This is a genomic window from Streptomyces sp. A1136 (assembly GCF_004795055.1).
Lineage (GTDB): Bacteria > Actinomycetota > Actinomycetes > Streptomycetales > Streptomycetaceae > Streptomyces.
Genome location: NZ_SSBJ01000009.1, coordinates 87829 through 110785 on the forward strand (window position 1 = coordinate 87829; position 22957 = coordinate 110785).

12 protein-coding genes are annotated in these 22957 nt (G+C 67.9%); 6 read left to right on the forward strand and 6 right to left on the reverse strand.

Annotation, left to right across the window (positions count from 1 at the left end):
- Positions 1–243 precede the first annotated feature (243 nt).
- Positions 244–3726: a DNA-directed RNA polymerase subunit beta gene (rpoB, locus tag E6R62_RS11215; protein WP_136213218.1), complete on the forward strand. Its 3483-nt coding sequence runs from the start codon at positions 244–246 to the stop codon at positions 3724–3726.
- A gap of 97 nt (positions 3727–3823) precedes the next feature.
- Complete coding sequence (locus tag E6R62_RS11220) at positions 3824–7723, forward strand: DNA-directed RNA polymerase subunit beta' (protein ID WP_136213219.1); 3900 nt, start codon at positions 3824–3826, stop codon at positions 7721–7723.
- Positions 7724–7795: 72 nt separating this feature from the next.
- On the opposite strand, the gene E6R62_RS11225 is transcribed toward E6R62_RS11220, so the two are convergent.
- The gene (locus E6R62_RS11225; RefSeq protein WP_168714026.1) at positions 7796–10243 is read right to left on the reverse strand and encodes a YfhO family protein; all 2448 of its coding nucleotides are present in this window, start codon (positions 10241–10243) and stop codon (positions 7796–7798) included.
- 440 nt (positions 10244–10683) lie between these two features.
- On the opposite strand from E6R62_RS11225, the gene rpsL reads away from it, so the two are divergent.
- From rpsL to tuf, 4 genes are all read left to right on the forward strand, one after another.
- Positions 10684–11055, forward strand: coding sequence for a 30S ribosomal protein S12 (gene rpsL, locus E6R62_RS11230; RefSeq protein WP_007265893.1), 372 nt, complete (start codon positions 10684–10686; stop codon positions 11053–11055).
- Positions 11056–11057: 2 nt separating this feature from the next.
- Entirely contained in the window at positions 11058–11528 is a 471-nt protein-coding gene (gene rpsG / locus E6R62_RS11235) for a 30S ribosomal protein S7 (protein WP_007265894.1), read from the forward strand.
- Between the two features lie 39 nt (positions 11529–11567).
- Positions 11568–13694 (forward strand): elongation factor G, encoded by a 2127-nt coding sequence (fusA, locus tag E6R62_RS11240; protein ID WP_136213221.1) that lies wholly within the window; start codon positions 11568–11570, stop codon positions 13692–13694.
- Between the two features lie 151 nt (positions 13695–13845).
- A complete protein-coding gene (tuf, locus tag E6R62_RS11245) occupies positions 13846–15039 on the forward strand; it encodes an elongation factor Tu (protein ID WP_136213222.1) in 1194 nt (397 codons plus the stop codon).
- A 188-nt stretch (positions 15040–15227) separates the two neighbouring features.
- Here tuf and E6R62_RS11250 read toward each other — a convergent pair whose 3' ends face one another.
- The 5 genes from E6R62_RS11250 to E6R62_RS11265 form a co-directional block, all read right to left on the reverse strand.
- On the reverse strand, positions 15228–16100 hold the full coding sequence (locus E6R62_RS11250; RefSeq protein ID WP_136213223.1) for a helix-turn-helix domain-containing protein: 873 nt from the start codon (positions 16098–16100) through the stop codon (positions 15228–15230).
- Positions 16101–16402: 302 nt separating this feature from the next.
- Positions 16403–16852 (reverse strand): contact-dependent growth inhibition system immunity protein, encoded by a 450-nt coding sequence (locus E6R62_RS42175; protein WP_168714027.1) that lies wholly within the window; start codon positions 16850–16852, stop codon positions 16403–16405.
- Positions 16849–17283, reverse strand: a complete 435-nt coding sequence (locus E6R62_RS11255; RefSeq protein ID WP_136213224.1) for a hypothetical protein — start codon at positions 17281–17283, stop codon at positions 16849–16851. The genes E6R62_RS42175 and E6R62_RS11255 overlap by 4 nt, the downstream gene beginning before the upstream one ends.
- A gap of 431 nt (positions 17284–17714) precedes the next feature.
- Positions 17715–22292 carry a putative T7SS-secreted protein gene (locus E6R62_RS11260; RefSeq protein ID WP_240801609.1) on the reverse strand — a complete coding sequence of 1526 codons (4578 nt, stop codon included), beginning with the start codon at positions 22290–22292 and terminating at the stop codon, positions 17715–17717.
- Complete coding sequence (locus E6R62_RS11265; RefSeq protein WP_136213225.1) at positions 22292–22915, reverse strand: hypothetical protein; 624 nt, start codon at positions 22913–22915, stop codon at positions 22292–22294. Before E6R62_RS11265 ends, E6R62_RS11260 begins: the two co-directional genes overlap by 1 nt.
- Positions 22916–22957 lie beyond the last annotated feature (42 nt).

Here is a 22957-nt window from a genome sequence, read left to right on the forward strand (position 1 = left end):
GGGAAGGCCTGTTGCCGGTTTCCGGAAACCTGGTCTGGACATCAGTGAGCCAAGTGGCTACACTGACCCTTTGCGCTGCCTGTTAGCTGCCCCCTGCCCGTCGCCAGGGGCATGCCCACGCTCGAGCACACCTGACTGATCCGCCCTGACCTGGTCTTTCGGCCAGATTGAAAGCGTCTGTCTTCTGTGTCGGCTGGGACCGGTACGCGCGTAGTGAGTCCGAGCCCTCGGAAGGACCCCCTCTTGGCCGCCTCGCGCAACGCCTCGACCAATACGAACAACGGTGCCAGCACCGCCCCGCTGCGCATCTCCTTTGCAAAGATCAAGGAGCCCCTCGAGGTTCCGAACCTCCTGGCGCTGCAGACCGAGAGCTTTGACTGGCTGCTCGGCAACGCCGCCTGGAAGGCTCGCGTCGAGTCGGCTCTCGAGAGTGGACAGGACGTCCCCACCAAGTCCGGTCTTGAAGAGATCTTCGAGGAGATCTCGCCGATCGAGGACTTCTCCGGGTCGATGTCGCTGACTTTCCGCGACCACCGTTTCGAGCCTGCGAAGAACTCTGTCGACGAGTGCAAGGAGCGCGACTTCACGTACGCGGCGCCGCTCTTCGTTACCGCCGAGTTCACGAACAACGAGACCGGAGAGATCAAGTCTCAGACGGTCTTCATGGGCGACTTCCCGCTCATGACCAACAAGGGCACCTTCGTCATCAACGGCACCGAGCGTGTCGTGGTGTCGCAGCTCGTCCGTTCCCCCGGTGTCTACTTCGACTCCTCCATCGACAAGACGTCCGACAAGGACATCTTCTCCGCCAAGATCATCCCGTCCCGGGGTGCCTGGCTGGAGATGGAGGTCGACAAGCGCGACATGGTCGGTGTCCGCATCGACCGCAAGCGCAAGCAGTCCGTGACCGTCCTCCTCAAGGCCCTCGGCTGGACCACCGAGCAGATCCTGGAGGAGTTCGGCGAGTACGAGTCCATGCGCGCCACCCTGGAGAAGGACCACACCCAGGGCCAGGACGACGCGCTGCTCGACATCTACCGCAAGCTGCGCCCGGGCGAGCCGCCGACCCGCGAGGCCGCTCAGACGCTGCTCGAGAACCTCTACTTCAACCCCAAGCGCTACGACCTCGCGAAGGTCGGCCGCTACAAGGTGAACAAGAAGCTCGGCGCCGACGAGCCGCTGGACGCCGGTGTGCTCACCACCGACGACATCATCGCGACGATCAAGTACCTCGTGAAGCTCCACGCGGGCGAGACCGAGACCACCGGTGAGTCGGGCCGTTCGATCGTCGTCGAGACCGACGACATCGACCACTTCGGCAACCGTCGTCTGCGCAACGTCGGCGAGCTCATCCAGAACCAGGTCCGTACGGGTCTGGCCCGTATGGAGCGCGTCGTGCGCGAGCGCATGACGACCCAGGACGTCGAGGCGATCACGCCGCAGACCCTGATCAACATCCGGCCGGTCGTCGCCTCCATCAAGGAGTTCTTCGGCACCAGCCAGCTGTCGCAGTTCATGGACCAGAACAACCCGCTGTCGGGCCTGACCCACAAGCGCCGCCTGTCGGCGCTGGGCCCCGGTGGTCTGTCCCGTGAGCGGGCCGGCTTCGAGGTCCGTGACGTCCACCCGTCGCACTACGGCCGCATGTGCCCGATCGAGACCCCCGAAGGCCCGAACATCGGTCTGATCGGCTCGCTCGCGTCCTACGGTCGCGTCAACGCGTTCGGTTTCGTCGAGACCCCGTACCGCAAGGTCGTCGACGGTGTCGTCACCGACGAGGTCGACTACCTGACCGCCGACGAGGAAGACCGCTTCGTCATCGCCCAGGCGAACGCCGCCCTGAACGATGAGATGCGCTTCACCGAGAACCGCGTCCTGGTTCGCCGTCGTGGTGGCGAGATCGACTACATCGCCGGCGACGACGTCGACTACATGGACGTCTCCCCGCGCCAGATGGTGTCCGTCGCGACCGCGATGATCCCCTTCCTGGAGCACGACGACGCCAACCGCGCCCTCATGGGCGCGAACATGATGCGCCAGGCCGTTCCGCTCATCAAGGCGGAGGCGCCGCTCGTCGGCACCGGCATGGAGTACCGCTGCGCCGTCGACGCCGGCGACTCGATCAAGGCGGAGAAGGACGGTGTCGTCCAGGAGGTCTCGGCCGACTACATCACCGTCGCCAACGACGACGGCACGTACACCACGTACCGCGTCGCGAAGTTCTCCCGCTCGAACCAGGGCACCTCGGTCAACCAGAAGGTCATCGTCAACGAGGGCGACCGGATCGTCGAGGCCCAGGTCCTCGCCGACGGCCCGGCCACCGAAGAGGGCGAAATGGCCCTCGGCAAGAACCTGCTCGTCGCGTTCATGCCGTGGGAAGGCCACAACTACGAGGACGCGATCATCCTGTCGCAGCGCCTCGTACAGGACGACGTCCTCTCCTCGATCCACATCGAGGAGCACGAGGTCGACGCCCGTGACACCAAGCTCGGCCCCGAGGAGATCACCCGGGACATCCCGAACGTCTCCGAGGAGGTCCTCGCCGACCTCGACGAGCGCGGCATCATCCGCATCGGTGCGGACGTCGTCGCCGGCGACATCCTGGTCGGCAAGGTCACGCCCAAGGGTGAGACCGAGCTGACCCCGGAGGAGCGTCTGCTCCGCGCGATCTTCGGTGAGAAGGCCCGCGAGGTGCGTGACACCTCGCTCAAGGTCCCCCACGGTGAGATCGGCAAGGTCATCGGTGTCCGCGTCTTCGACCGCGAGGAGGGCGACGAGCTTCCTCCGGGCGTGAACCAGCTGGTCCGCGTCTACGTCGCCCAGAAGCGCAAGATCACCGATGGTGACAAGCTCGCCGGCCGTCACGGCAACAAGGGTGTCATCTCCAAGATCCTTCCGATCGAGGACATGCCCTTCCTGGAAGACGGCACCCCGGTCGACATCATCCTGAACCCGCTGGGTGTCCCGTCCCGAATGAACCCGGGACAGGTCCTGGAGATCCACCTCGGCTGGCTCGCCAGCCGCGGCTGGGACGTCTCCGGCCTCGCGGAGGAGTGGGCCGAGCGCCTCAAGGCGATCGGCGCCGACCGCGTCGAGCCCGGCACCAACGTCGCCACCCCGGTGTTCGACGGTGCCCGCGAGGACGAGCTCGCCGGCCTGTTCGAGCACACCATCCCGAACCGCGACGGCGACCGCCTGGTCCTGCCGTCCGGCAAGGCGCGTCTGTTCGACGGCCGCTCCGGCGAGCCGTTCCCGGACCCGATCTCGGTCGGGTACATGTACATCCTCAAGCTCCACCACCTGGTCGACGACAAGCTCCACGCCCGGTCGACCGGTCCGTACTCGATGATCACGCAGCAGCCGCTGGGTGGTAAGGCGCAGTTCGGTGGCCAGCGCTTCGGTGAGATGGAGGTGTGGGCGCTTGAGGCTTATGGCGCCGCTTACGCCCTCCAGGAGCTGCTGACCATCAAGTCCGACGACGTCACCGGCCGCGTGAAGGTCTACGAGGCCATCGTCAAGGGCGAGAACATCCCCGAGCCGGGCATTCCCGAGTCCTTCAAGGTGCTCATCAAGGAAATGCAGTCGCTCTGCCTCAACGTGGAGGTGCTGTCCTCGGACGGCATGTCCATCGAGATGCGCGACACCGACGAGGACGTCTTCCGCGCGGCGGAGGAGCTCGGTATCGACCTGTCCCGGCGTGAGCCGAGCAGCGTCGAAGAGGTCTGACGGGCCTGACGGGGGGCTCGCTCAAGAGCCCCCCGTCATCCCCGGGACCGTTCAGACCATGATTGAGACTCGACCCCGAAAGAGGGATTGACGCACAGTGCTCGACGTCAACTTCTTCGACGAGCTGCGGATCGGCCTTGCCACCGCGGACGACATCCGAACCTGGTCGCACGGCGAGGTCAAGAAGCCGGAGACCATCAACTACCGCACCCTCAAGCCCGAGAAGGACGGACTCTTCTGCGAGAAGATCTTCGGTCCGACCCGGGACTGGGAGTGCTACTGCGGCAAGTACAAGCGTGTCCGCTTCAAGGGCATCATCTGTGAGCGCTGTGGCGTCGAGGTCACGCGCGCCAAGGTGCGTCGTGAGCGGATGGGCCACATCGAGCTTGCCGCTCCCGTCACCCACATCTGGTACTTCAAGGGCGTCCCGTCGCGCTTGGGCTACCTGCTGGACCTCGCGCCGAAGGACCTCGAAAAGGTCATCTACTTCGCCGCGTACATGATCACGTTCGTGGACGACGAGCGCCGCACCCGCGACCTCCCGTCGCTGGAGGCCCACGTCTCCGTCGAGCGCCAGCAGATCGAGAACCGCCGTGACGCGGACCTCGAAGGCCGTGCCAAGAAGCTCGAAACCGACCTGGCCGAGCTTGAGGCCGAGGGCGCGAAGGCCGACGTGCGCCGCAAGGTGCGCGAAGGCGCCGAGCGCGAGATGAAGCAGCTGCGCGACCGTGCGCAGCGCGAGATCGACCGTCTGGACGAGGTCTGGTCCCGCTTCAAGAACCTCAAGGTCCAGGACCTGGAGGGCGACGAGCTGCTCTACCGCGAGCTGCGCGACCGCTTCGGGACCTACTTCGACGGTTCGATGGGTGCCGCGGCGCTGCAGAAGCGCCTGGAGTCCTTCGACCTGGAGGAGGAGGCCGAGCGCCTCCGCGAGATCATCCGTACCGGCAAGGGCCAGAAGAAGACCCGTGCGCTCAAGCGCCTCAAGGTCGTCTCCGCGTTCCTGCAGACCAGCAACAGCCCCAAGGGCATGGTGCTCGACTGCGTGCCGGTGATCCCGCCGGACCTGCGTCCGATGGTGCAGCTGGACGGTGGCCGCTTCGCGACCTCCGACCTGAACGACCTGTACCGCCGCGTGATCAACCGCAACAACCGTCTGAAGCGTCTGCTCGACCTCGGTGCGCCCGAGATCATCGTGAACAACGAGAAGCGGATGCTCCAGGAGGCGGTCGACGCCCTCTTCGACAACGGCCGTCGTGGTCGCCCGGTCACGGGCCCCGGCAACCGTCCGCTGAAGTCCCTGAGCGACATGCTCAAGGGCAAGCAGGGTCGATTCCGTCAGAACCTTCTCGGCAAGCGCGTGGACTACTCCGCGCGTTCCGTGATCGTCGTCGGTCCGCAGCTGAAGCTGCACCAGTGTGGTCTGCCCAAGGCCATGGCGCTGGAGCTCTTCAAGCCGTTCGTGATGAAGCGCCTGGTCGACCTGAACCACGCGCAGAACATCAAGTCGGCGAAGCGCATGGTCGAGCGCGGCCGCACGGTCGTCTACGACGTGCTCGAAGAGGTCATCGCCGAGCACCCGGTGCTGCTGAACCGTGCGCCCACGCTGCACCGTCTCGGCATCCAGGCCTTCGAGCCCCAGCTGGTCGAAGGCAAGGCCATCCAGATCCACCCGCTCGTCTGCACCGCGTTCAACGCGGACTTCGACGGTGACCAGATGGCCGTGCACCTTCCGCTCTCCGCGGAGGCGCAGGCCGAGGCCCGCATCCTGATGCTGTCCTCGAACAACATCCTCAAGCCCGCCGACGGCCGTCCGGTGACGATGCCGACCCAGGACATGGTCCTCGGTCTGTTCTTCCTGACCACCGACGGTGAGCTGCGTGACACCAAGGGCGAGGGCCGCGCGTTCGGCTCCACGGCCGAGGCGATCATGGCGTTCGACGCCGGCGAGCTCGCGCTCCAGTCGCAGGTCGACATCCGCTTCCCGGTGGGCACCATCCCGCCGCGTGGCTGGGTGCCGCCGGTCGCCGAGGAGGGTGAGCAGGAGTTCCAGCCGGGCGACAGCTTCCGTCTGAAGACGACCCTGGGCCGCGCGCTCTTCAACGAGCTGCTGCCCGAGGACTACCCGTTCGTCGACTACTCGGTGGGCAAGAAGCAGCTCTCCGAGATCGTCAACGACCTGGCGGAGCGCTACCCCAAGGTGATCGTGGCGGCGACGCTCGACAACCTGAAGGCGGCCGGTTTCCACTGGGCGACCCGTTCGGGCGTCACCGTGGCCATCTCCGACGTCGTCGTGCCCGAGGCCAAGAAGGCCATCGTCGCGGGCTACGAGGCGATGGACGAGAAGGTCCAGAAGCAGTACGAGCGCGGTCTGATCACCAAGGACGAGCGCACGCAGGAGCTCATCGCGATCTGGACCAAGGCGACCAACGAGGTTGCCGAGGCGATGAACGCGAACTTCCCCAAGACGAACCCCATCTTCATGATGGTTGACTCGGGTGCCCGAGGAAACATGATGCAGATGCGACAGATCGCCGGTATGCGTGGTCTGGTGTCGAACGCGAAGAACGAGACCATCCCGCGTCCGATCAAGGCGTCCTTCCGTGAGGGCCTCACCGTCCTGGAGTACTTCATCTCCACGCACGGTGCCCGTAAGGGTCTGGCGGACACCGCCCTGCGTACCGCCGACTCGGGTTACCTCACCCGTCGTCTGGTGGACGTCTCGCAGGACGTCATCATCCGCGAGGAGGACTGCGGCACCGAGCGCGGCCTCAAGCTCAAGATCGGTGTCAAGGACGAGGCGGGTGTCCTGCGCAAGGCGGACGACGTCGAGACCTCCGTGTACGCCCGCATGCTGGCCGAGGACGTCGTCATCGACGGCAAGGTCATCGCGCCGGCGAACGTGGACCTCGGTGACGTCCTCATCGACGCCCTCATCGCGAACGGCGTCGAGGAGGTCAAGACCCGCTCGGTCCTGACCTGCGAGTCCGCGGTCGGCACCTGTGCCTTCTGCTACGGCCGCTCGCTGGCCACCGGCAAGCTGGTCGACATCGGTGAGGCGGTCGGCATCATCGCCGCCCAGTCCATCGGTGAGCCCGGTACCCAGCTGACGATGCGTACCTTCCACACCGGTGGTGTGGCCGGTGACGACATCACGCAGGGTCTGCCGCGTGTCGTCGAGCTCTTCGAGGCCCGTACCCCGAAGGGTGTCGCCCCGATCTCCGAGGCCGCCGGTCGCGTGCGGATCGAGGAGACCGAGAAGACGAAGAAGATCGTCATCACGCCCGACGACGGCAGCGAGGAGACGGCGTTCCCGATCTCCAAGCGCGCCAAGGTCATCGTGCACGAGGGCGACCACGTCGAGGTGGGCCAGAAGCTCACCATGGGTGCCACCAACCCGCACGACGTGCTGCGCATCCTCGGTCAGCGTGCCGTCCAGGTCCACCTGGTCGGCGAAGTCCAGAAGGTCTACAACTCGCAGGGCGTGTCGATCCACGACAAGCACATCGAGATCATCATCCGGCAGATGCTGCGCCGCGTGACGATCATCGAGTCCGGCGACGCGGAGCTCCTGCCGGGCGAGCTGGTCGAGCGGTCGAAGTTCGAGACCGAGAACCGTCGTGTGGTCACCGAGGGCGGTCACCCCGCCTCCGGCCGTCCGCAGCTGATGGGTATCACCAAGGCCTCGCTCGCGACCGAGTCGTGGCTGTCGGCGGCGTCCTTCCAGGAGACGACCAGGGTTCTGACGGACGCGGCGATCAACGCCAAGTCCGACTCCCTGATCGGCCTCAAGGAGAACGTCATCATCGGTAAGCTCATCCCGGCCGGTACGGGTCTGTCCCGCTACCGCAACATCCGGGTCGAGCCGACCGAGGAAGCCAAGGCCGCGATGTACTCGGCCGTCGGCTACGACGACATCGACTACTCGCCCTTCGGCACCGGCTCCGGCCAGGCTGTCCCGCTGGAGGACTACGACTACGGCCCGTACAACGGCTGAGAGCTCGTATGAAGAAGCCCCCCGCCGCTCCGAGAGGAGTGGCGGGGGGCTTCTTCGTGTTCGGGGAGGACCTCAGCGGCGGCGGCGGGAGGCGACCGTGACCGAGGCGAGGGCCAGCAGGGCGAGGGTGGCCGCGGCGAGGCCGGGGGTGAGGCCCTTCGGGGTGAAGGTGCAGGAGACCTTCGTGGCACCGGCCGCCACGGGCAGGGATACCAGGCCGTGGAAGGGGCGGATCGGGGCGGAGCACTGCCAGCCCGGGACGGCGGTCATCGCGAAGACGGCGGTGCCGCCGGCGCCCTTCGGGAGGGTGGCCTCGATGGTGTGGCCGTCCGCGGAGACCCTCGTGGCGCCGGTGGCGGTGAGTCGGTGGACCGTCGCGTCGAGCGCGGCCCGGTCCAGGCAGCCGACGGGGTGGGCGCCGGCGGTGGCGTTCGCGGTGCGCGTGGCGACCGTGACGTCCAGGCGGCCCGAGGCGGGGACCTCGCCGAGCGGGACGACCCCGCTCATGTGGTCCTCCAGGGGGCGGGAGAGTGGCCCCTGGGAGAGCGTGCCGTAGAGCTCGGGGGAGTACCAGTAGGCCTCGGAGCCGGGGGCGCACCGGGCCGCGTACGTCTGGGCGGTGGCGGTGCCGCCCCGGGTGACCGGGGGGACCTGGTAGACGGTCGCTCCCAGGACGTTCTCCTGGCGGGCGTAGACGCTGTCGGCCGGGTTGGGGGAGGCGTAGGGGCCGCCGCGCAGCGTGACGAGCGGCGGGGCGGGGAACCTCGCGGCGGTCCAGCTGTTCTTCGCGGCCCCCGGTCGTACGCGCGCCCCGATAGAGAAGATCGCGTCGAGGACCGGGTTGTCGGCGCCGAAGAAGGTCCGGCCGTCGTTCTTGAAGCCGTATCCGAGGGGCTCCAGTGCCTGGTACGTGGCCTCGGGGAGGTAACTGCTGTAGTACTGCGGCCCCTCCGCGCGCAGGGCGAGGGCGTCGTTGTACGAGGTCTGCGGCGCGCCCGAGTCGGTCCGGTACGCGGGCCAACCGTCGACGGCCCGGACGGCGTCGAAGTGGCGGCTGATCGACTCGTTGGAGGTGGCGGCGGGCGCCGCCCAGCGTTCGCGGGCCCGTCGGGTGTCGGCGTTGAGTGCGGCGGCGGTGGACTCCGCGAAGACGACGCCGACCATCAGCACGGCGGCGACCGGGACGAGGTAGCGGTGCCTGTGGCCGAGGGAGAGCGCGACCAGGGCGAGCAGCGAGACGGCCCCGCCGCCGAGTACGGCCGGCCACGTCCAGCCGCCGAAGTCGTCGGTGTGGCGCAGGACGAAGGTGGCCACCACCAGCAGGGCGGCCGACAGCGCCAGGTGCGCCGGGCGCGGGCGGTGGGCGAGCGCCAGCCAGGCGGCGATCACCACCATGCCGCTGAACACGAAGGCCTCGCGGTACGGGTTGCCGTTCGGCACCGCCAGGCCGTGCCACACGTACTGGGTCGGCGGGAACTGGAACGAGGCGAGCACCAGCAGGGTCGCGCCCGCCCACACCAGGCGGGTCCTGTGCGCGATCGCGCCGTTGAACAGGAACGTGCCCGCCAGGATCAGCCCCAGCGAGGCCACGTACAGTCGCGGCCGGCCGCCCCACAGGTGCGTGGCGGGGAGCATCCCGGCGAGCAGGATCTCGATCCGGACCGGTTCGAAGGAGCCGGCTCGGGTGGGCTGCGAGGCGCCGCTGGACAGGAAGGACGGCAGGAGGAGCGGCAGGGTGAGGAAGATGCCCGTCACGGTGGCCGTGGCGGCCCGCCACAGGGCGCGCAGCCGCTCGGCGCCCGACATCTCGCGGGTGGCCAGCCGGACGGCCAGGAGCACGCAGGCGGCCATCGTGGCCATCATCGCGGTGTAGAAGTTCCCGAACCAGGCGAGCGCGACGAACAGCGCGACGCCGGGCCAGCGCCGCTGCTCCAGGCACCACTCCACGGCGATCCCGAGCAGGGGCAGCGCCACCAGCCCCCACAGCCACATCGGGATGTACGAGGCGTCGCTGAGCGCCCACCCGCACAGCCCGTACGTCGCTCCGAGCACCCCGCGCTGCCACCAGGGGCCGGGGTGCAGCTTGCCGAGGTACACCGTCATCACGGCGGCCGCGGTGCCCATCGTGAGGGGGGTGACGACGAAGACCGCGAGGTCGACGTGGGCGCGCGGGACGAGGACGGCGAGCCAGGAGAAAGGGTTGCCGAGGTAGGTGTAGTAGTCGGACAGGAACTGCTGGCCGAAGCCCCCGCGCCAGCTGAACAGCAGGTCGCCGGCGGCCTGTCCGTGCACCAGGTCCCACAGGGCGCGGTGGAAGGGGACGTACTGGTTGGCCTGGTCGTTGAGCGCGCGGCCGGTGTTCCCGAAGGGGAAGGTGCCGCGGGCCGCCCAGGCGGTGCAGAACGCGCCCGAGGTGACGAGGAAGGCGAGCAGGGGGCCGCGGAGTCGGGCGAGGCGGCGTCGGGCCGCCGTCGGCCGCCGCCGGGCGGGAGCCTCCTGTGTGGTGGGCTCCGAGGCCACGGTTCCCAATGCGGTGCTCCCTGCTGATCGACTTCGCCGGCCGGCGGTTTGTCCGACTCGTCAGTCTAGGGCGGCGCGGGAGCGGCCGATCGCGTACCACATGCGCGCGGGTCGCGCACATCCGCGCCGGCGCGGAAGGCAGGTCCGGGCCCCGTTCCCTTGCCGCGTCTGGCCTGCGGGTCTGTCGGGAGGAGGCCGGGTGGGGGGCGCCGGGCTTTTGTTTTGACCGGAGTGGATGCGGTGGGTACGCTCAGACCTTGTGCCTGGGGTGTGCCTGGGCTCCCGTGCGTGTCCATCAACCGCATAAGAGCCACATCAGCCACCGCGATCCATGTGTCTCCGCTCGCGCGGAGCTCCACCGGATCCGACACACCCGACCGCGTGGGTCGGCAACGTTCCAGGTTAGCTTCACTACACGGCACACAGAAACCGGAGAAGTAGTGCCTACGATCCAGCAGCTGGTCCGTAAGGGCCGGCAGGACAAGGTCGAGAAGACAAAGACCCCCGCGCTTGAGGCTTCGCCCCAGCGTCGCGGCGTCTGCACGCGTGTGTTCACGACCACCCCGAAGAAGCCGAACTCGGCGCTCCGTAAGGTCGCGCGTGTGCGTCTGACCTCCGGCATCGAGGTCACCGCTTACATTCCGGGTGAGGGACACAACCTGCAGGAGCACTCGATCGTGCTCGTGCGTGGTGGCCGTGTGAAGGACCTGCCGGGTGTTCGTTACAAGATCATCCGCGGTGCGCTTGACACCCAGGCTGTCAAGAACCGCAAGCAGGCCCGCAGCCGCTACGGCGCCAAGAAGGAGAAGTAAGAATGCCTCGTAAGGGCCCCGCCCCGAAGCGCCCGGTCATCATCGACCCGGTCTACGCATCTCCTCTGGTGACCTCGCTCATCAACAAGATCCTCCTGAACGGCAAGCGCTCCACCGCCGAGCGCATCGTTTACGGCGCCATGGAAGGCCTCCGCGAGAAGACCGGCAACGACCCGGTCATCACGCTGAAGCGCGCGCTGGAGAACGTCAAGCCGTCCCTCGAGGTCAAGTCCCGCCGTGTCGGTGGCGCGACCTACCAGGTTCCGGTCGAGGTCAAGCCGGGCCGCCAGTCGACCCTCGCGCTGCGCTGGCTCGTGGGTTACTCCCGCGCCCGCCGCGAGAAGACCATGACCGAGCGCCTCATGAACGAGCTGCTCGACGCCTCCAACGGTCTTGGCGCTGCCGTCAAGAAGCGCGAGGACACGCACAAGATGGCCGAGTCCAACAAGGCCTTCGCGCACTACCGCTGGTAGTCCCACCCCACATCGAGACCGAGAGAAGACCGAAGCCTTATGGCTACCACTTCGCTTGACCTGGCCAAGGTCCGCAACATCGGGATCATGGCCCACATCGACGCGGGCAAGACGACCACCACCGAGCGCATCCTGTTCTACACCGGTGTGTCGTACAAGATCGGTGAGGTCCACGACGGCGCTGCCACGATGGACTGGATGGAGCAGGAGCAGGAGCGTGGTATCACCATCACGTCTGCCGCGACGACCTGCCACTGGCCTCTTGACGAGGTCGACCACACCATCAACATCATCGACACCCCGGGTCACGTCGACTTCACCGTAGAGGTGGAGCGTTCGCTCCGCGTCCTCGACGGTGCCGTCACCGTCTTCGACGGTGTCGCCGGTGTGGAGCCGCAGTCCGAGACGGTCTGGCGTCAGGCCGACCGTTACGGCGTGCCGCGCATCTGCTTCGTCAACAAGCTGGACCGTACCGGCGCCGAGTTCCACCGCTGCGTGGACATGATCGTGGACCGCCTCGGCGCGACCCCGATCGTCATGCAGCTGCCCATCGGCTCCGAGATGGACTTCCAGGGCGTTGTCGACCTGGTCCGCATGAAGGCTCTTGTCTGGTCCGCCGAGGCCTCCAAGGGCGAGATGTACGACGTCGTCGACATCCCCGCCTCGCACACCGAGGCCGCCGAGGAATGGCGCGCCAAGCTGGTCGAGACGGTCGCCGAGAACGACGAGCAGATGATGGAACTGTTCCTGGAGGGCACCGAGCCCACCGAGGAGCAGCTCTACGCCGCCGTCCGTCGTATCACCATCGCGTCCGGCAAGGGTGGCGACACCACCGTCACCCCCGTGTTCTGCGGCACCGCGTTCAAGAACAAGGGCGTCCAGCCCCTGCTCGACGCCGTCGTGCGCTACCTGCCTTCCCCCCTGGACGTCGAGGCCATCGAGGGCCACGACGTCAAGGACGCGGAGGTCGTCGTCAAGCGCAAGCCGGCCGACTCCGAGCCGCTGTCGGCCCTCGCGTTCAAGATCGCGAGCGACCCGCACCTCGGTAAGCTCACCTTCGTCCGGATCTACTCCGGTCGCCTGGAGGCCGGCACCGCGGTGCTGAACTCCGTCAAGGGCAAGAAGGAGCGCATCGGCAAGATCTACCGTATGCACGCGAACAAGCGTGAGGAGATCGAGTCGGTGGGCGCCGGTGACATCGTCGCCGTCATGGGCCTGAAGCAGACCACCACCGGTGAGACGCTGTGCGACGAGAAGGCCCCGGTCATCCTGGAGTCCATGGACTTCCCGGCCCCGGTCATCCAGGTCGCCATCGAGCCCAAGTCCAAGGGTGACCAGGAGAAGCTGGGTGTTGCCATCCAGCGTCTCGCGGAGGAGGACCCCTCCTTCCAGGTTCACTCTGACGAGGAGACCGGCCAGACCATCATCGGTGGTATGGGCGAGCTTCACCTCGACATCCTCGTCGACCGCATGCGTCGCGAGTTCAAGGTCGAGGCGAACGTCGGCAAGCCGCAGGTGGCCTACCGCGAGACGATCCGCAAGTCCGTCGAGCGTCACGACTACACCCACAAGAAGCAGACCGGTGGTACCGGTCAGTTCGCCAAGGTGCAGATCGCGATCGAGCCCATCGAGGGCGGCGAGGCGGCTTACGAGTTCGTCAACAAGGTCACCGGTGGACGTATCCCGCGTGAGTACATCCCGTCGGTGGACGCCGGTGCCCAGGAAGCCATGAAGTTCGGCATCCTCGCCGGCTACGAGATGACTGGCGTCCGCGTCATTCTTCTCGACGGTGGTTACCACGAGGTCGACTCCTCCGAACTCGCGTTCAAGATCGCCGGTTCGCAGGCCTTCAAGGAGGCCGCGCGCAAGGCTTCTCCCGTGCTCCTTGAGCCGATGATGGCCGTTGAGGTCACCACGCCCGAGGACTACATGGGTGAGGTCATCGGCGACATCAACTCTCGTCGTGGCCAGATCCAGGCCATGGACGAGCGTCACGGTGCTCGCATCGTGAAGGGCCTCGTGCCGCTTTCGGAGATGTTCGGCTACGTCGGAGACCTCCGCAGCAAGACCTCGGGTCGCGCCAGCTACTCGATGCAGTTCGACTCCTACGCCGAGGTTCCCCGGAACGTCGCTGAGGAGATCATCGCGAAGGCCAAGGGCGAGTAACTCTTCGGAGCTCACGCTTTAGGCTTGTCACCGGTACCTCTAGGGCAACAGGAGCAACCGCTCTTGTTGCCCGGAGGGACTGGCATCCCAGCAAAGATCACCTGGCGCCGATCTGTCAGGCGTACCAGAACCACTCTCCAGGAGGACCCCCGTGGCGAAGGCGAAGTTCGAGCGGACTAAGCCGCACGTCAACATCGGCACCATCGGTCACATTGACCACGGTAAGACGACCCTCACGGCCGCCATTACCAAGGTGCTGCACGACGCGTACCCGGACCTGAACGAGGCCTCGGCCTTCGACCAGATCGACAAGGCTCCTGAGGAGCGCCAGCGCGGTATCACCATCTCCATCGCGCACGTCGAGTACCAGACCGAGGCGCGTCACTACGCCCACGTCGACTGCCCGGGTCACGCGGACTACATCAAGAACATGATCACCGGTGCCGCGCAGATGGACGGTGCCATCCTCGTGGTCGCCGCCACCGACGGCCCGATGCCGCAGACCAAGGAGCACGTGCTCCTGGCCCGCCAGGTCGGCGTCCCCTACATCGTCGTCGCCCTGAACAAGGCCGACATGGTGGACGACGAGGAGATCCTGGAGCTCGTCGAGCTCGAGGTCCGTGAGCTGCTCTCCGAGTACGACTTCCCGGGCGACGACCTGCCGGTCGTCCAGGTCTCCGCGCTCAAGGCGCTCGAGGGCGACAAGGAGTGGGGCGAGAAGCTCCTCGGCCTCATGAAGGCCGTGGACGAGTCGATCCCGACCCCGCCGCGCGACACCGACAAGCCCTTCCTGATGCCGGTCGAGGACGTCTTCACGATCACCGGTCGCGGTACGGTCGTCACCGGCCGTATCGAGCGTGGTGTCCTGAAGGTCAACGAGACCGTCGACATCATCGGTATCAAGGAAGAGAAGACCACCACCACGGTCACCGGTATCGAGATGTTCCGCAAGCTCCTCGACGAGGGCCAGGCCGGTGAGAACGTCGGTCTGCTCCTCCGTGGCATCAAGCGCGAGGACGTCGAGCGCGGTCAGGTCATCATCAAGCCCGGTTCGGTCACGCCGCACACCGAGTTCGAGGCCGCCGCGTACATCCTGTCGAAGGACGAGGGTGGTCGTCACACCCCGTTCTTCAACAACTACCGCCCGCAGTTCTACTTCCGTACCACGGACGTGACGGGCGTTGTGACCCTGCCTGAGGGCACCGAGATGGTCATGCCCGGTGACAACACCGACATGACGGTCTCCCTCATCCAGCCGGTCGCGATGGAAGAGGGCCTGAAGTTCGCCATCCGTGAGGGTGGTCGTACGGTGGGCGCCGGCCAGGTCACCAAGATCACGAAGTAATTCGTGTTCTGACCTGGTAGCTCGCGCGAGCGGGCACCACGTTTGACAGAGGGGCCCTTTCCCCACCGCTCCGGCGGTGGGGGAGGGGCCCTTCGTCGTACCCGCGGGGCGTTGCCGGCTGCTGTGCGGGGCCCGGCCGGGTGCGTACGCGGCCCCGGTCGGGTGCGTACGCGGCCGGGCCCCGGTGTCTACGCGGCGCCCGCCTCCGCCCGGCACTCCCCGCACAGGCCCGGCTCCCGGGACCGGAAGGCGAGGCCGCAGGCCTCGTCCTCGCAGGTCTGGAAGGGGTCCGGCGGGACGTGGGCGGCCGGGCGGGGTACGTCTGCCAGGGCCGGCGGCAACTGGGCGGCGAGCCGGTACGCCACCAGTCCGGCCGGGTTGCGGGGCTGCGGCGGCAGGTTGGCCGTGAGGGCGGCGGTGATGCCGCCGGGGCGGGCGCCGCGCTCCAGCCAGGCCTCGACGGCGGGGGCGAGGCGCTCGATGTCCTGCCGGCCGAGCAGGAGGCGGGAGTCGAGGCGGCGCAGGTCCGTCAGGACGGTGACGGCGGCCTCGTGGCGCCAGGGGTTGTCGCGGTTCAGGGGCCGGGGGAGGGGTTCGGGGGCGGCGGCCGGGGGCGCCGCGGGAGGGGGGTCGGCCACCGGCGCGGCCACGGGCGCCGGTGCGGGCGGCGGGGCGGGGTTCTCGTCGACCTCCGCGCACCCGGGGCGGTTGTAGGACACGGTGCGGGTGATCACCTGCCCGCCGGGCAGCCGTACGCGGGTCCGCTCCAGGTAGCCGTACACCTCCAGCTCGCGCAGAGCGCGGGCGATCCGGTGCTCGCTCTCGGGGAAGCGGGCGGCGAGGTCCTTGATGCCGATGCGGGTGCCGGCGGGCAGCGACTGGATGTGGAGCGCCAGGCCGATCGCCACGAGGGACATCTCGGCGTGCTGGGCGAGGTGGTTGCCGACCACGGTGAAGCGGCGGGTGTGCCGCACGTTGACGTGGACGACACCTGATCGGGGTGCATCGCCGCGATTGCGCCCGGAGGCGAGCACGACGGGGTTAGGCTTCTGGGTATCCATCGGGAAGGCGTTCGCTTCCTGGCTGGCCAGGCCCCCGACCGGGATTGCGAGTCCCGTCGGGGGCCGACGTATGTCTGGAGTTGTCGCGCCGAGCATATGCCCGGCAACCCCCGTGAAAGCCAGCCGAGTTGGCCCGGTTCACCCATCCGAGCGAAGCGCCCCCCAGCCGCCCGCTCGGGAGGCTGGAGGGGTCTGGCGAGGTCCTTTCACTTCCCGAGTACTCACCCCATACCTCTAACCCCACCACCCCGCCGCCCCCCGCATCGCGGGCCCCCGCGATGCGGGGGTTCGTGCATGCGGCGTCAGCGGCCCCGCCGGGTATCCCTCTGGAATCGCTCTACGTCGTCACAGAGGTAGGGAGATATGTCCCGGAGTGACGCCAGAACCTCTTGCATTCGCTTGACGAGCTCGGGCTGCGCCGCCCACGTGGTCGATCCGCACGTCAGGACGGCCGACAGGAGGTCGTCGTCGTAGAACCCTCCCGCCGCTTGGTTCGGGGCGGTGTCTTCCAAGATGCCCAGGGCAACCGGCAACAGCCATCGAACCCCGACGCCTTGTCGGATCAAGCGCGCCAGTTCGCCGGCATTCAGACTGGCGACGGGGCGGCGCCGCAGACCGTGCACGGATCGCACCAAGCTGGTGGCATCGGCGGGAGGCTCCCCCCAGCGTTGCCCGTCGAGCTCCTCCAGGGTGCGGTCGGGTTTGCGTTGACCGTTCGAAACGTTTGTCTCCTTTCTCGCCCCGACCTTTATGGCGCCACCAGCAGCCGGAAGTCATTGAGGGCGGCCAGATAATCGTCTGCCACGCCGTCTGAGGGCAGGGAGCCGAGATGCGTCCGTGCCAGTTCCTCCGCCGCTGAAAGCACGGTCCCCGCAAGCTCGTCGGGCGGGAGGAGCGAAAGGGGGCCGGACGGACCGGCGACGCTGATGCCCTCCTTGATTCTTCTGAACGTCAGCTTGAAGGAGGTGTCGGTGCCCGTGTACACCCCGACCTGTGTCCGGCCTGCAAAGAGGTTGCCGAGGTAATCAAGGAGCTGGGTGACCGAAGGGTAGATCATCATTCCTTGGTCGGGTGACTGGCCTGCAGATCCAGATTCCCCCAGCTCGCCGGTCCACTGCATGTCGCCGAGGTCGAATCCGCTCGCCTCGCCCTGACCCGGTCGAACGGTGAATTGCACGAGCATGCGGGGTGTGACTCTTTCCGAGGGAAAAGGAGGTGCTGATGCGGTTACCGTCGTGTGGATCCACGATCAGGGAGGCACTCACACTGGATGGTCTTCAGAAAGGTGTTCCGCTGAGGACCACCCCAGAGGCGGTTATGGCCCCGCGTGCTCGACCTGCCAAGGTGGCTGGCCAACCCTGATGCGGATCTGCTGATCGCGGTCGATGTGATCCACGACTACGCCGTCCACCATTGTCCCGACCTCAGGTAGTGGCACAACGCCCTTTGCGGGCGACTCCGGTGCATACGAGGCGACGTCAAGAAAGACCCTGACAGTCGGTTCCTGTGCGATTTCCAGGAATACGCCGAAGGGAAACCTGGCGCGTACCGTGCCCCGTAGATGGGTGCCCAGAGGGTGCGTCTGCTTTATTTGTTCCCAGCCTGTCTCGTCTGTCACTTGTGTCTCTTCCGCCAATATCCATTAAGTTGCTCGACGGTGCTGTTGGGTATTTCGAGTTCGGTGAGGGGGCCGCCCTCGTAAGGGTGCTCGAACCCGGCGAATCTCTTCAAGTACTCAGCTGTCGGAATCCTTATTTCTATGACTCCTTCACCATAATGCCTGGCGTAAACTTCCGCCAGCTCTCGTTCCTTGGCGAAATATGCTAGTCCATTCATGTACGGGTCTTGGGGACCGCCTGGGAAGTGCTCCTCCAAGAATCCCAGGGTTTCCTGAACGTGTCCCATCCCTCTTTGAGGGGCCTTGTAAATGGGCGTCACATCGCCGAGTTCCTCGGGACAGCCGTCGGGGGCCAGGCCCAGGGGGTCGGACCAGGTGTGGGGGTTGGGGACGTACGTCGAGGGGTTGGGGGCCGGGGAGAGGCCCAGGGGGTCCGGGGTGAGGTAGCGGGCCGTTTCGGGGTCGTAAGTGCGGAAGAGGTTGTGGTGGAGGCCCGACTCGGGGTCGAAGTACTGGCCGGGGAAGCGGAGCGGGGTGTAGGCCGTCGCGTCACGGTTCCAGGTGGTGGTGCCCCAGAGGGTGGCGCGGGTGCGCCACGCCTGGGTGCCGTCTTCGGTGAGGAGCTCGGTCGGGGTGCCGACGAGGTCGGTGACGATGGCGAAGAAGCGGTCGTCCACCGTGTCGTCGTCGATGTGCTCGGACTGGGTGAGCGGGTGCAGGCCCTGATGGGTCCAGGTGAGGGTGACCGGGCCGGTGGACTGTTCGCACAAGGTGGCGCTGTCCCACGTGAAGGTGGTTTCCTCCACGACCGCGCCGGCCGGTGACAGGCGCTGCTTTGCCGTGCGGCGGCCCAGGGGGTCGTACGTGTACCGCCAGCGGGTGCCGTCCGGGGTGGTGACCGTCGACAGCTGGTCGTCCGCGTTCCACTCGTAGCGCCAGGTCTCCGGCTTGCGGGAGAGCCGGGTCTTCTGTCGCAGGGTGACCCGGCCGAGTGCGTCGTGCTCGTAGCGGACCGCCCCCGCGCGGGTGATGCGGGTGCCCGTGTACGAGCGACCGCCCTGGGCGTCGGCTCCCGGGTGGCGCTCGGGCCAGCTGGCGTGGGTCTGGTTGCCCGCCTCGTCGTAGGCGTACCGCTCCGACCAGGAGCCGGCGTCCACCGCCGTCACGCGGGCGGCCGCGTCGAGGGTGAACGTCCGCGGGCCGGTCAGGGAGTCGTCGATCCCGGTGAGGTAGCCGTCCGCGCGGTAGCTGTAGCCGCGGCGCCGGATGGTACGGCCGTCCCGGCCGACCACCGTCCGGGAGGAGAGCCGGCCCAGGAGGTCGTACTCGTGGGTGAGGGATAGCGCGGGGCCGAGGCTGCGGGTGAGTTCCTGCCCGGCGGCGTCGCGCTCGAAGGTGATCGTGCGGCCGGCTGTCGTCAGGGACGTGCGGTGGCCGGCCGCGTCGTAGGTCCAGTGGGATTCGGCGCCGCTGGGCGTGGTGCGGGTCGTACGGCGGCCCAGGGCGTCGTAGGCGTACGTGAGCGTGCGGCCGTCGACCGTTTCCGCCAGCACCCGGCCCGTCCCGTCGCGGAGCCAGGTGATCGAGGACTCCGGCGAGGTCAGTGAAGCCAAGCGGTCGCGGGCGTCGTAGCCGTAGACCGTCGAGCCGGACGCCGTCGTCTTGCGGGTGACCTGGCCGAGCTCGTTGCGGGTGTACGTGGTGCGTGCGCCCAGTGCGTCGGTCCGGGCGGCGAGGGCACCGGCCGCGTCGTACTCGTAGGTGAGGGTGCGACCGTCGAAGTCCGTCTCCGCGGACAGTTCGCCCGTGGGGGAGTACGTGTAACTCCACATCAGGCCCTGCGGGTTGGTGACCTCCGTCAGGCGCAGCTCGGTGTCGTGACCGAACGTGTGGCGTGCGCCGTCCGGACCGGTCCGGGCGGTGAGGAGGTCGAAGTCCCCGTACTCGTTGACGGTCACCCTGCCCGCGGCGTCGGTGTGCGTCAGGCAGTTGCCCTCGCCGTCGTACGTCCGGGATTCCGACGTGCCGTCCGGGTGCACGCGGCGGAGCAGGCGGCCCTCGGTGCTCCAGGTGTGGTGGGTCGTGCGTCCGAGGGGGTCCGTGACGGTGACCGGGCGGCCGAAGGCGTCGCGGGTGTAGGTCGTGGTGGCGCCGAGAGGGTCCGTCGCCGAGACGAGCAGGCCCGCCGGGTCGAAACGGAACGTCGTGGTGTGTCCCAAGGCGTCCGTCACCGAGGACAGGTGGCCGCGCGGGTCGTAGGCGAAGTGCGTGGTGGCGCCGGACGGGTCGGTGGTCGAGGTGCGGTTGCCCTGCTCGTCGTACGCGTGGGTCGTCGTCGTACCGTCCGCCGACACGAGTGTCACCGGCAGGCCCAGGGCGTTGTACCGAGCCCGCGAGACCTTGCCGTCCGGGCGGGTCACGGACGTCAGGTGACCGGCCTCGTCGTACGTCAGGCGGGTCGTGTGGCCCAGAGGGTCCGTACGGGAAAGCAGGCGGCCGTAGCGGTCGTACGCGAAGCGTGTGGTCGCCCCGGCTGGGTCGATCTCGGCGACGACCTGCGCTCGGTCGTCGGTGACGTACCGCTTGCGGTGGCCCAGGGAGTCCGTGAGCGTCGTGACGCCGTCCTCGTAGGCGAACCTGATGTTCAGGTGGCCGTTCGTACCGGACTGGGCGATGCACCGGTGGCGCTCGTCGTAGACGTAGTCGAAGCGTCGGTCGTTGGTGTCGGTCCAGGAGGTGATCCGGCCCAGTGGGTCGTACCCGAAGCGCAGGGGTCGGCCGGAGGAGTTGGTGACCTCGGTGAGGTGGCCGTCCGTGTAGCCGTAGCGCAGGACCTCGGTCCCGTCCGCCAGGGCCAGGCCGGTTATTCGACCGTCCGAGGAGGTCAGGCGCAGCTCGTAGCCGCCGCTGTGGGAGATCGACAGCGGGGTGCCCGTCGTGTCGTCGTACGTGTACGCGATCCAGGCGCCGTTGCGGTCGTCCTGCTGGGTGAGGAGGCCGTCCTCCGCGAAATGGCGTACCTGGCCCGACTCGGGGTCGGTGACCGTGTAGTCGCCGTCCGGGTCGAGGGTCATCGGCCATCGTCGGCCGTGGGAGGGGAAGACGGGAGGGCCGGCCTGCTCCGGGTGCGGGTAGGCCAGCAGGCTGCCGTCCTCGCAGACGAGGATGACGCCCGCGGCGTCGATCTCCAGGCGCTGGTCGACCGTCGACGCCCAGGTGGGACCGAACCAGCGGCCCGAGCGGTACGAGGACTCGAAGGTCCGGGTGAAGACGAGCGGGAACGAGCCCGGCAGGACGAGGTCCGTCTGCGGCAGCAGCATCCGGCCCGTCGCCACGTCGACCGGGTCGCCCTCGCAGGGGACGTTCCTCTTCTCGCGGGCGCCGGGCCCCTCGTTCCCGTTGAGCGCCTCACGGGTCGAGGGGGTGTGTCCGGCCTCCGGCGCTTCCGGGAGCTTGGGCGGCTTGGGCAGTCTGCCGTTCGCCAGCCGGCTCAGGACGGAGGACTTGCGGAGGGCGCCGGTGACCGAGCTCGCCCCCTTCGATCCGGCGAACTCGCCGTAGATCTTGCCGACGCCCTCGTCGGGGTCCTTCATGAACTGCTCGTACATCAGGGAACCGGCGCCGACGGGGTCGTTGGCCATCGTCAACATGCCGACACCCAGGCCGCTGAGCCGCATCTTGTACTCGGTCGGATGCATGCGGTTGTACGGGTCCAGGGGGTCGACCGCACGGAAGAAGTCGACCGTGCCCGCCAGCCCCTTGATGAACCCGCCGCCCTGGTGTTCCAGCCCGAGTCCCCGAATGGCCCCCTCGTAGACCAGTTGCTTGGCCAAGGACGGCAGGGGCGGAGCGGCATCCCGCGCCTTCGTCAGCGCTTGGACAGCCGTTCGGGCTGCCTCGTCGCGCTGGTAGCGCGCCTCGGCGAGCTTTTCCCGGGCCGCCTTGATGCCGTCGGCTCCGGGGTCGGTGAAGCCCGTCGGGCGGGGCGGCAGCGGGTCCTGCTTGGTGCGGATCGCCGCGTTGTACGTGTCGACCCGCTTGTTGTACGTGTCGCGGGCCGCCTCGGACGCTTTGACGGCGGTCTCGTACTCGTCCAACGCCTCCTTGGCGCGGCCCTGGGCCCATTCCACCGTGTCCGCGAAGTGGTTCAAGGCCCCCGCGGCCGACTCGAAGGCGTCCGCGGCCTTGAACCACTTCGGCGGCTGCTTCTGGGCGAGCAGTCGGAAGCCTTCGGCGGTCCCACCTTTTATGCCGTCCTCGTCGAGGCCCTTGAGGCCCTCGCCGGTCTTGTCGAAGGCCGCCTGGAAGTCCGCCAGGTGCGAGGCGGTCGCCCGGAGCTTGGATGGGCTGCCGTGGATCAGCTTCTCCGGGTCGTCGGTGTGGCCCAGCTCGGCCTCCTCGACCTCCGCGCCGAGCCGGTTCGCGACCTTGTCCGCGCCGTCCCGTACGACATCGGCGGCCTCGTGGAGTCCTACTCCGTCGAGCCCGGCCCCCGTCTTGTCGCCCACCCATTCGACGCCCTCGCCCACGGCCTTCTTACCGGCGTCCAGCCACCCTTGCAGGTCGCGCCCCATCAGCGTTCACCCGGCTGCGGGGCGCCGTGCTCCGCCTGGCGCGCCCGTTCCCGTACGAGGGCGAGGGCCGCGGGGTCCAGCCGGCCGAGATCGGCCGCCCCGTCCAACAAGCGGGCACCGTTGCCCTTGGTCACGGCGTCCCGCTTGGCCTGTTCCCACTGCTGCCGGAACTCGTCGCGTGCCTTCCTGGCCTCTTCCGGGGTCTCCTGGCCGAACGGTGCCTTGATCTCGTCCCAGGACGTGTTCTCGACCGTGTCCTCGTCGGCGTGCGGATCGCCGATCAGGGAGTTGGCCGCGACCTTGAACGTGCCCCTGCGGTACTGGTCCTCCTCCCAGATCATTCCCGCCGAGATGTTCAGCGCGGCCGTCAGGCCACTGACCTCCTCGACGAGGGCGCGCACTCCCCAGTCCCAGCGCGTGCAGAGGTCGTGGAAGACGGCGGTGACGTCCGGGTGGCCGGCCTCCATGCCGGTCAGCGTGAGCTTTTCGAGCCCCGCGCCCACCGTCGCGCCGGCGTCCGGGGCGAACTCGCGCAGTTCGGCGATCGCCCCGCGCAGTCCGTCCGTGAGGTTTTTGACGGCGACCGGGTCCATCTCCAGGTCTTTGCCGTTGTCGGCGTTCAAGATCCACCCCCATGGTTCGAGCAAGGGTAAGCGGCGCCTCGG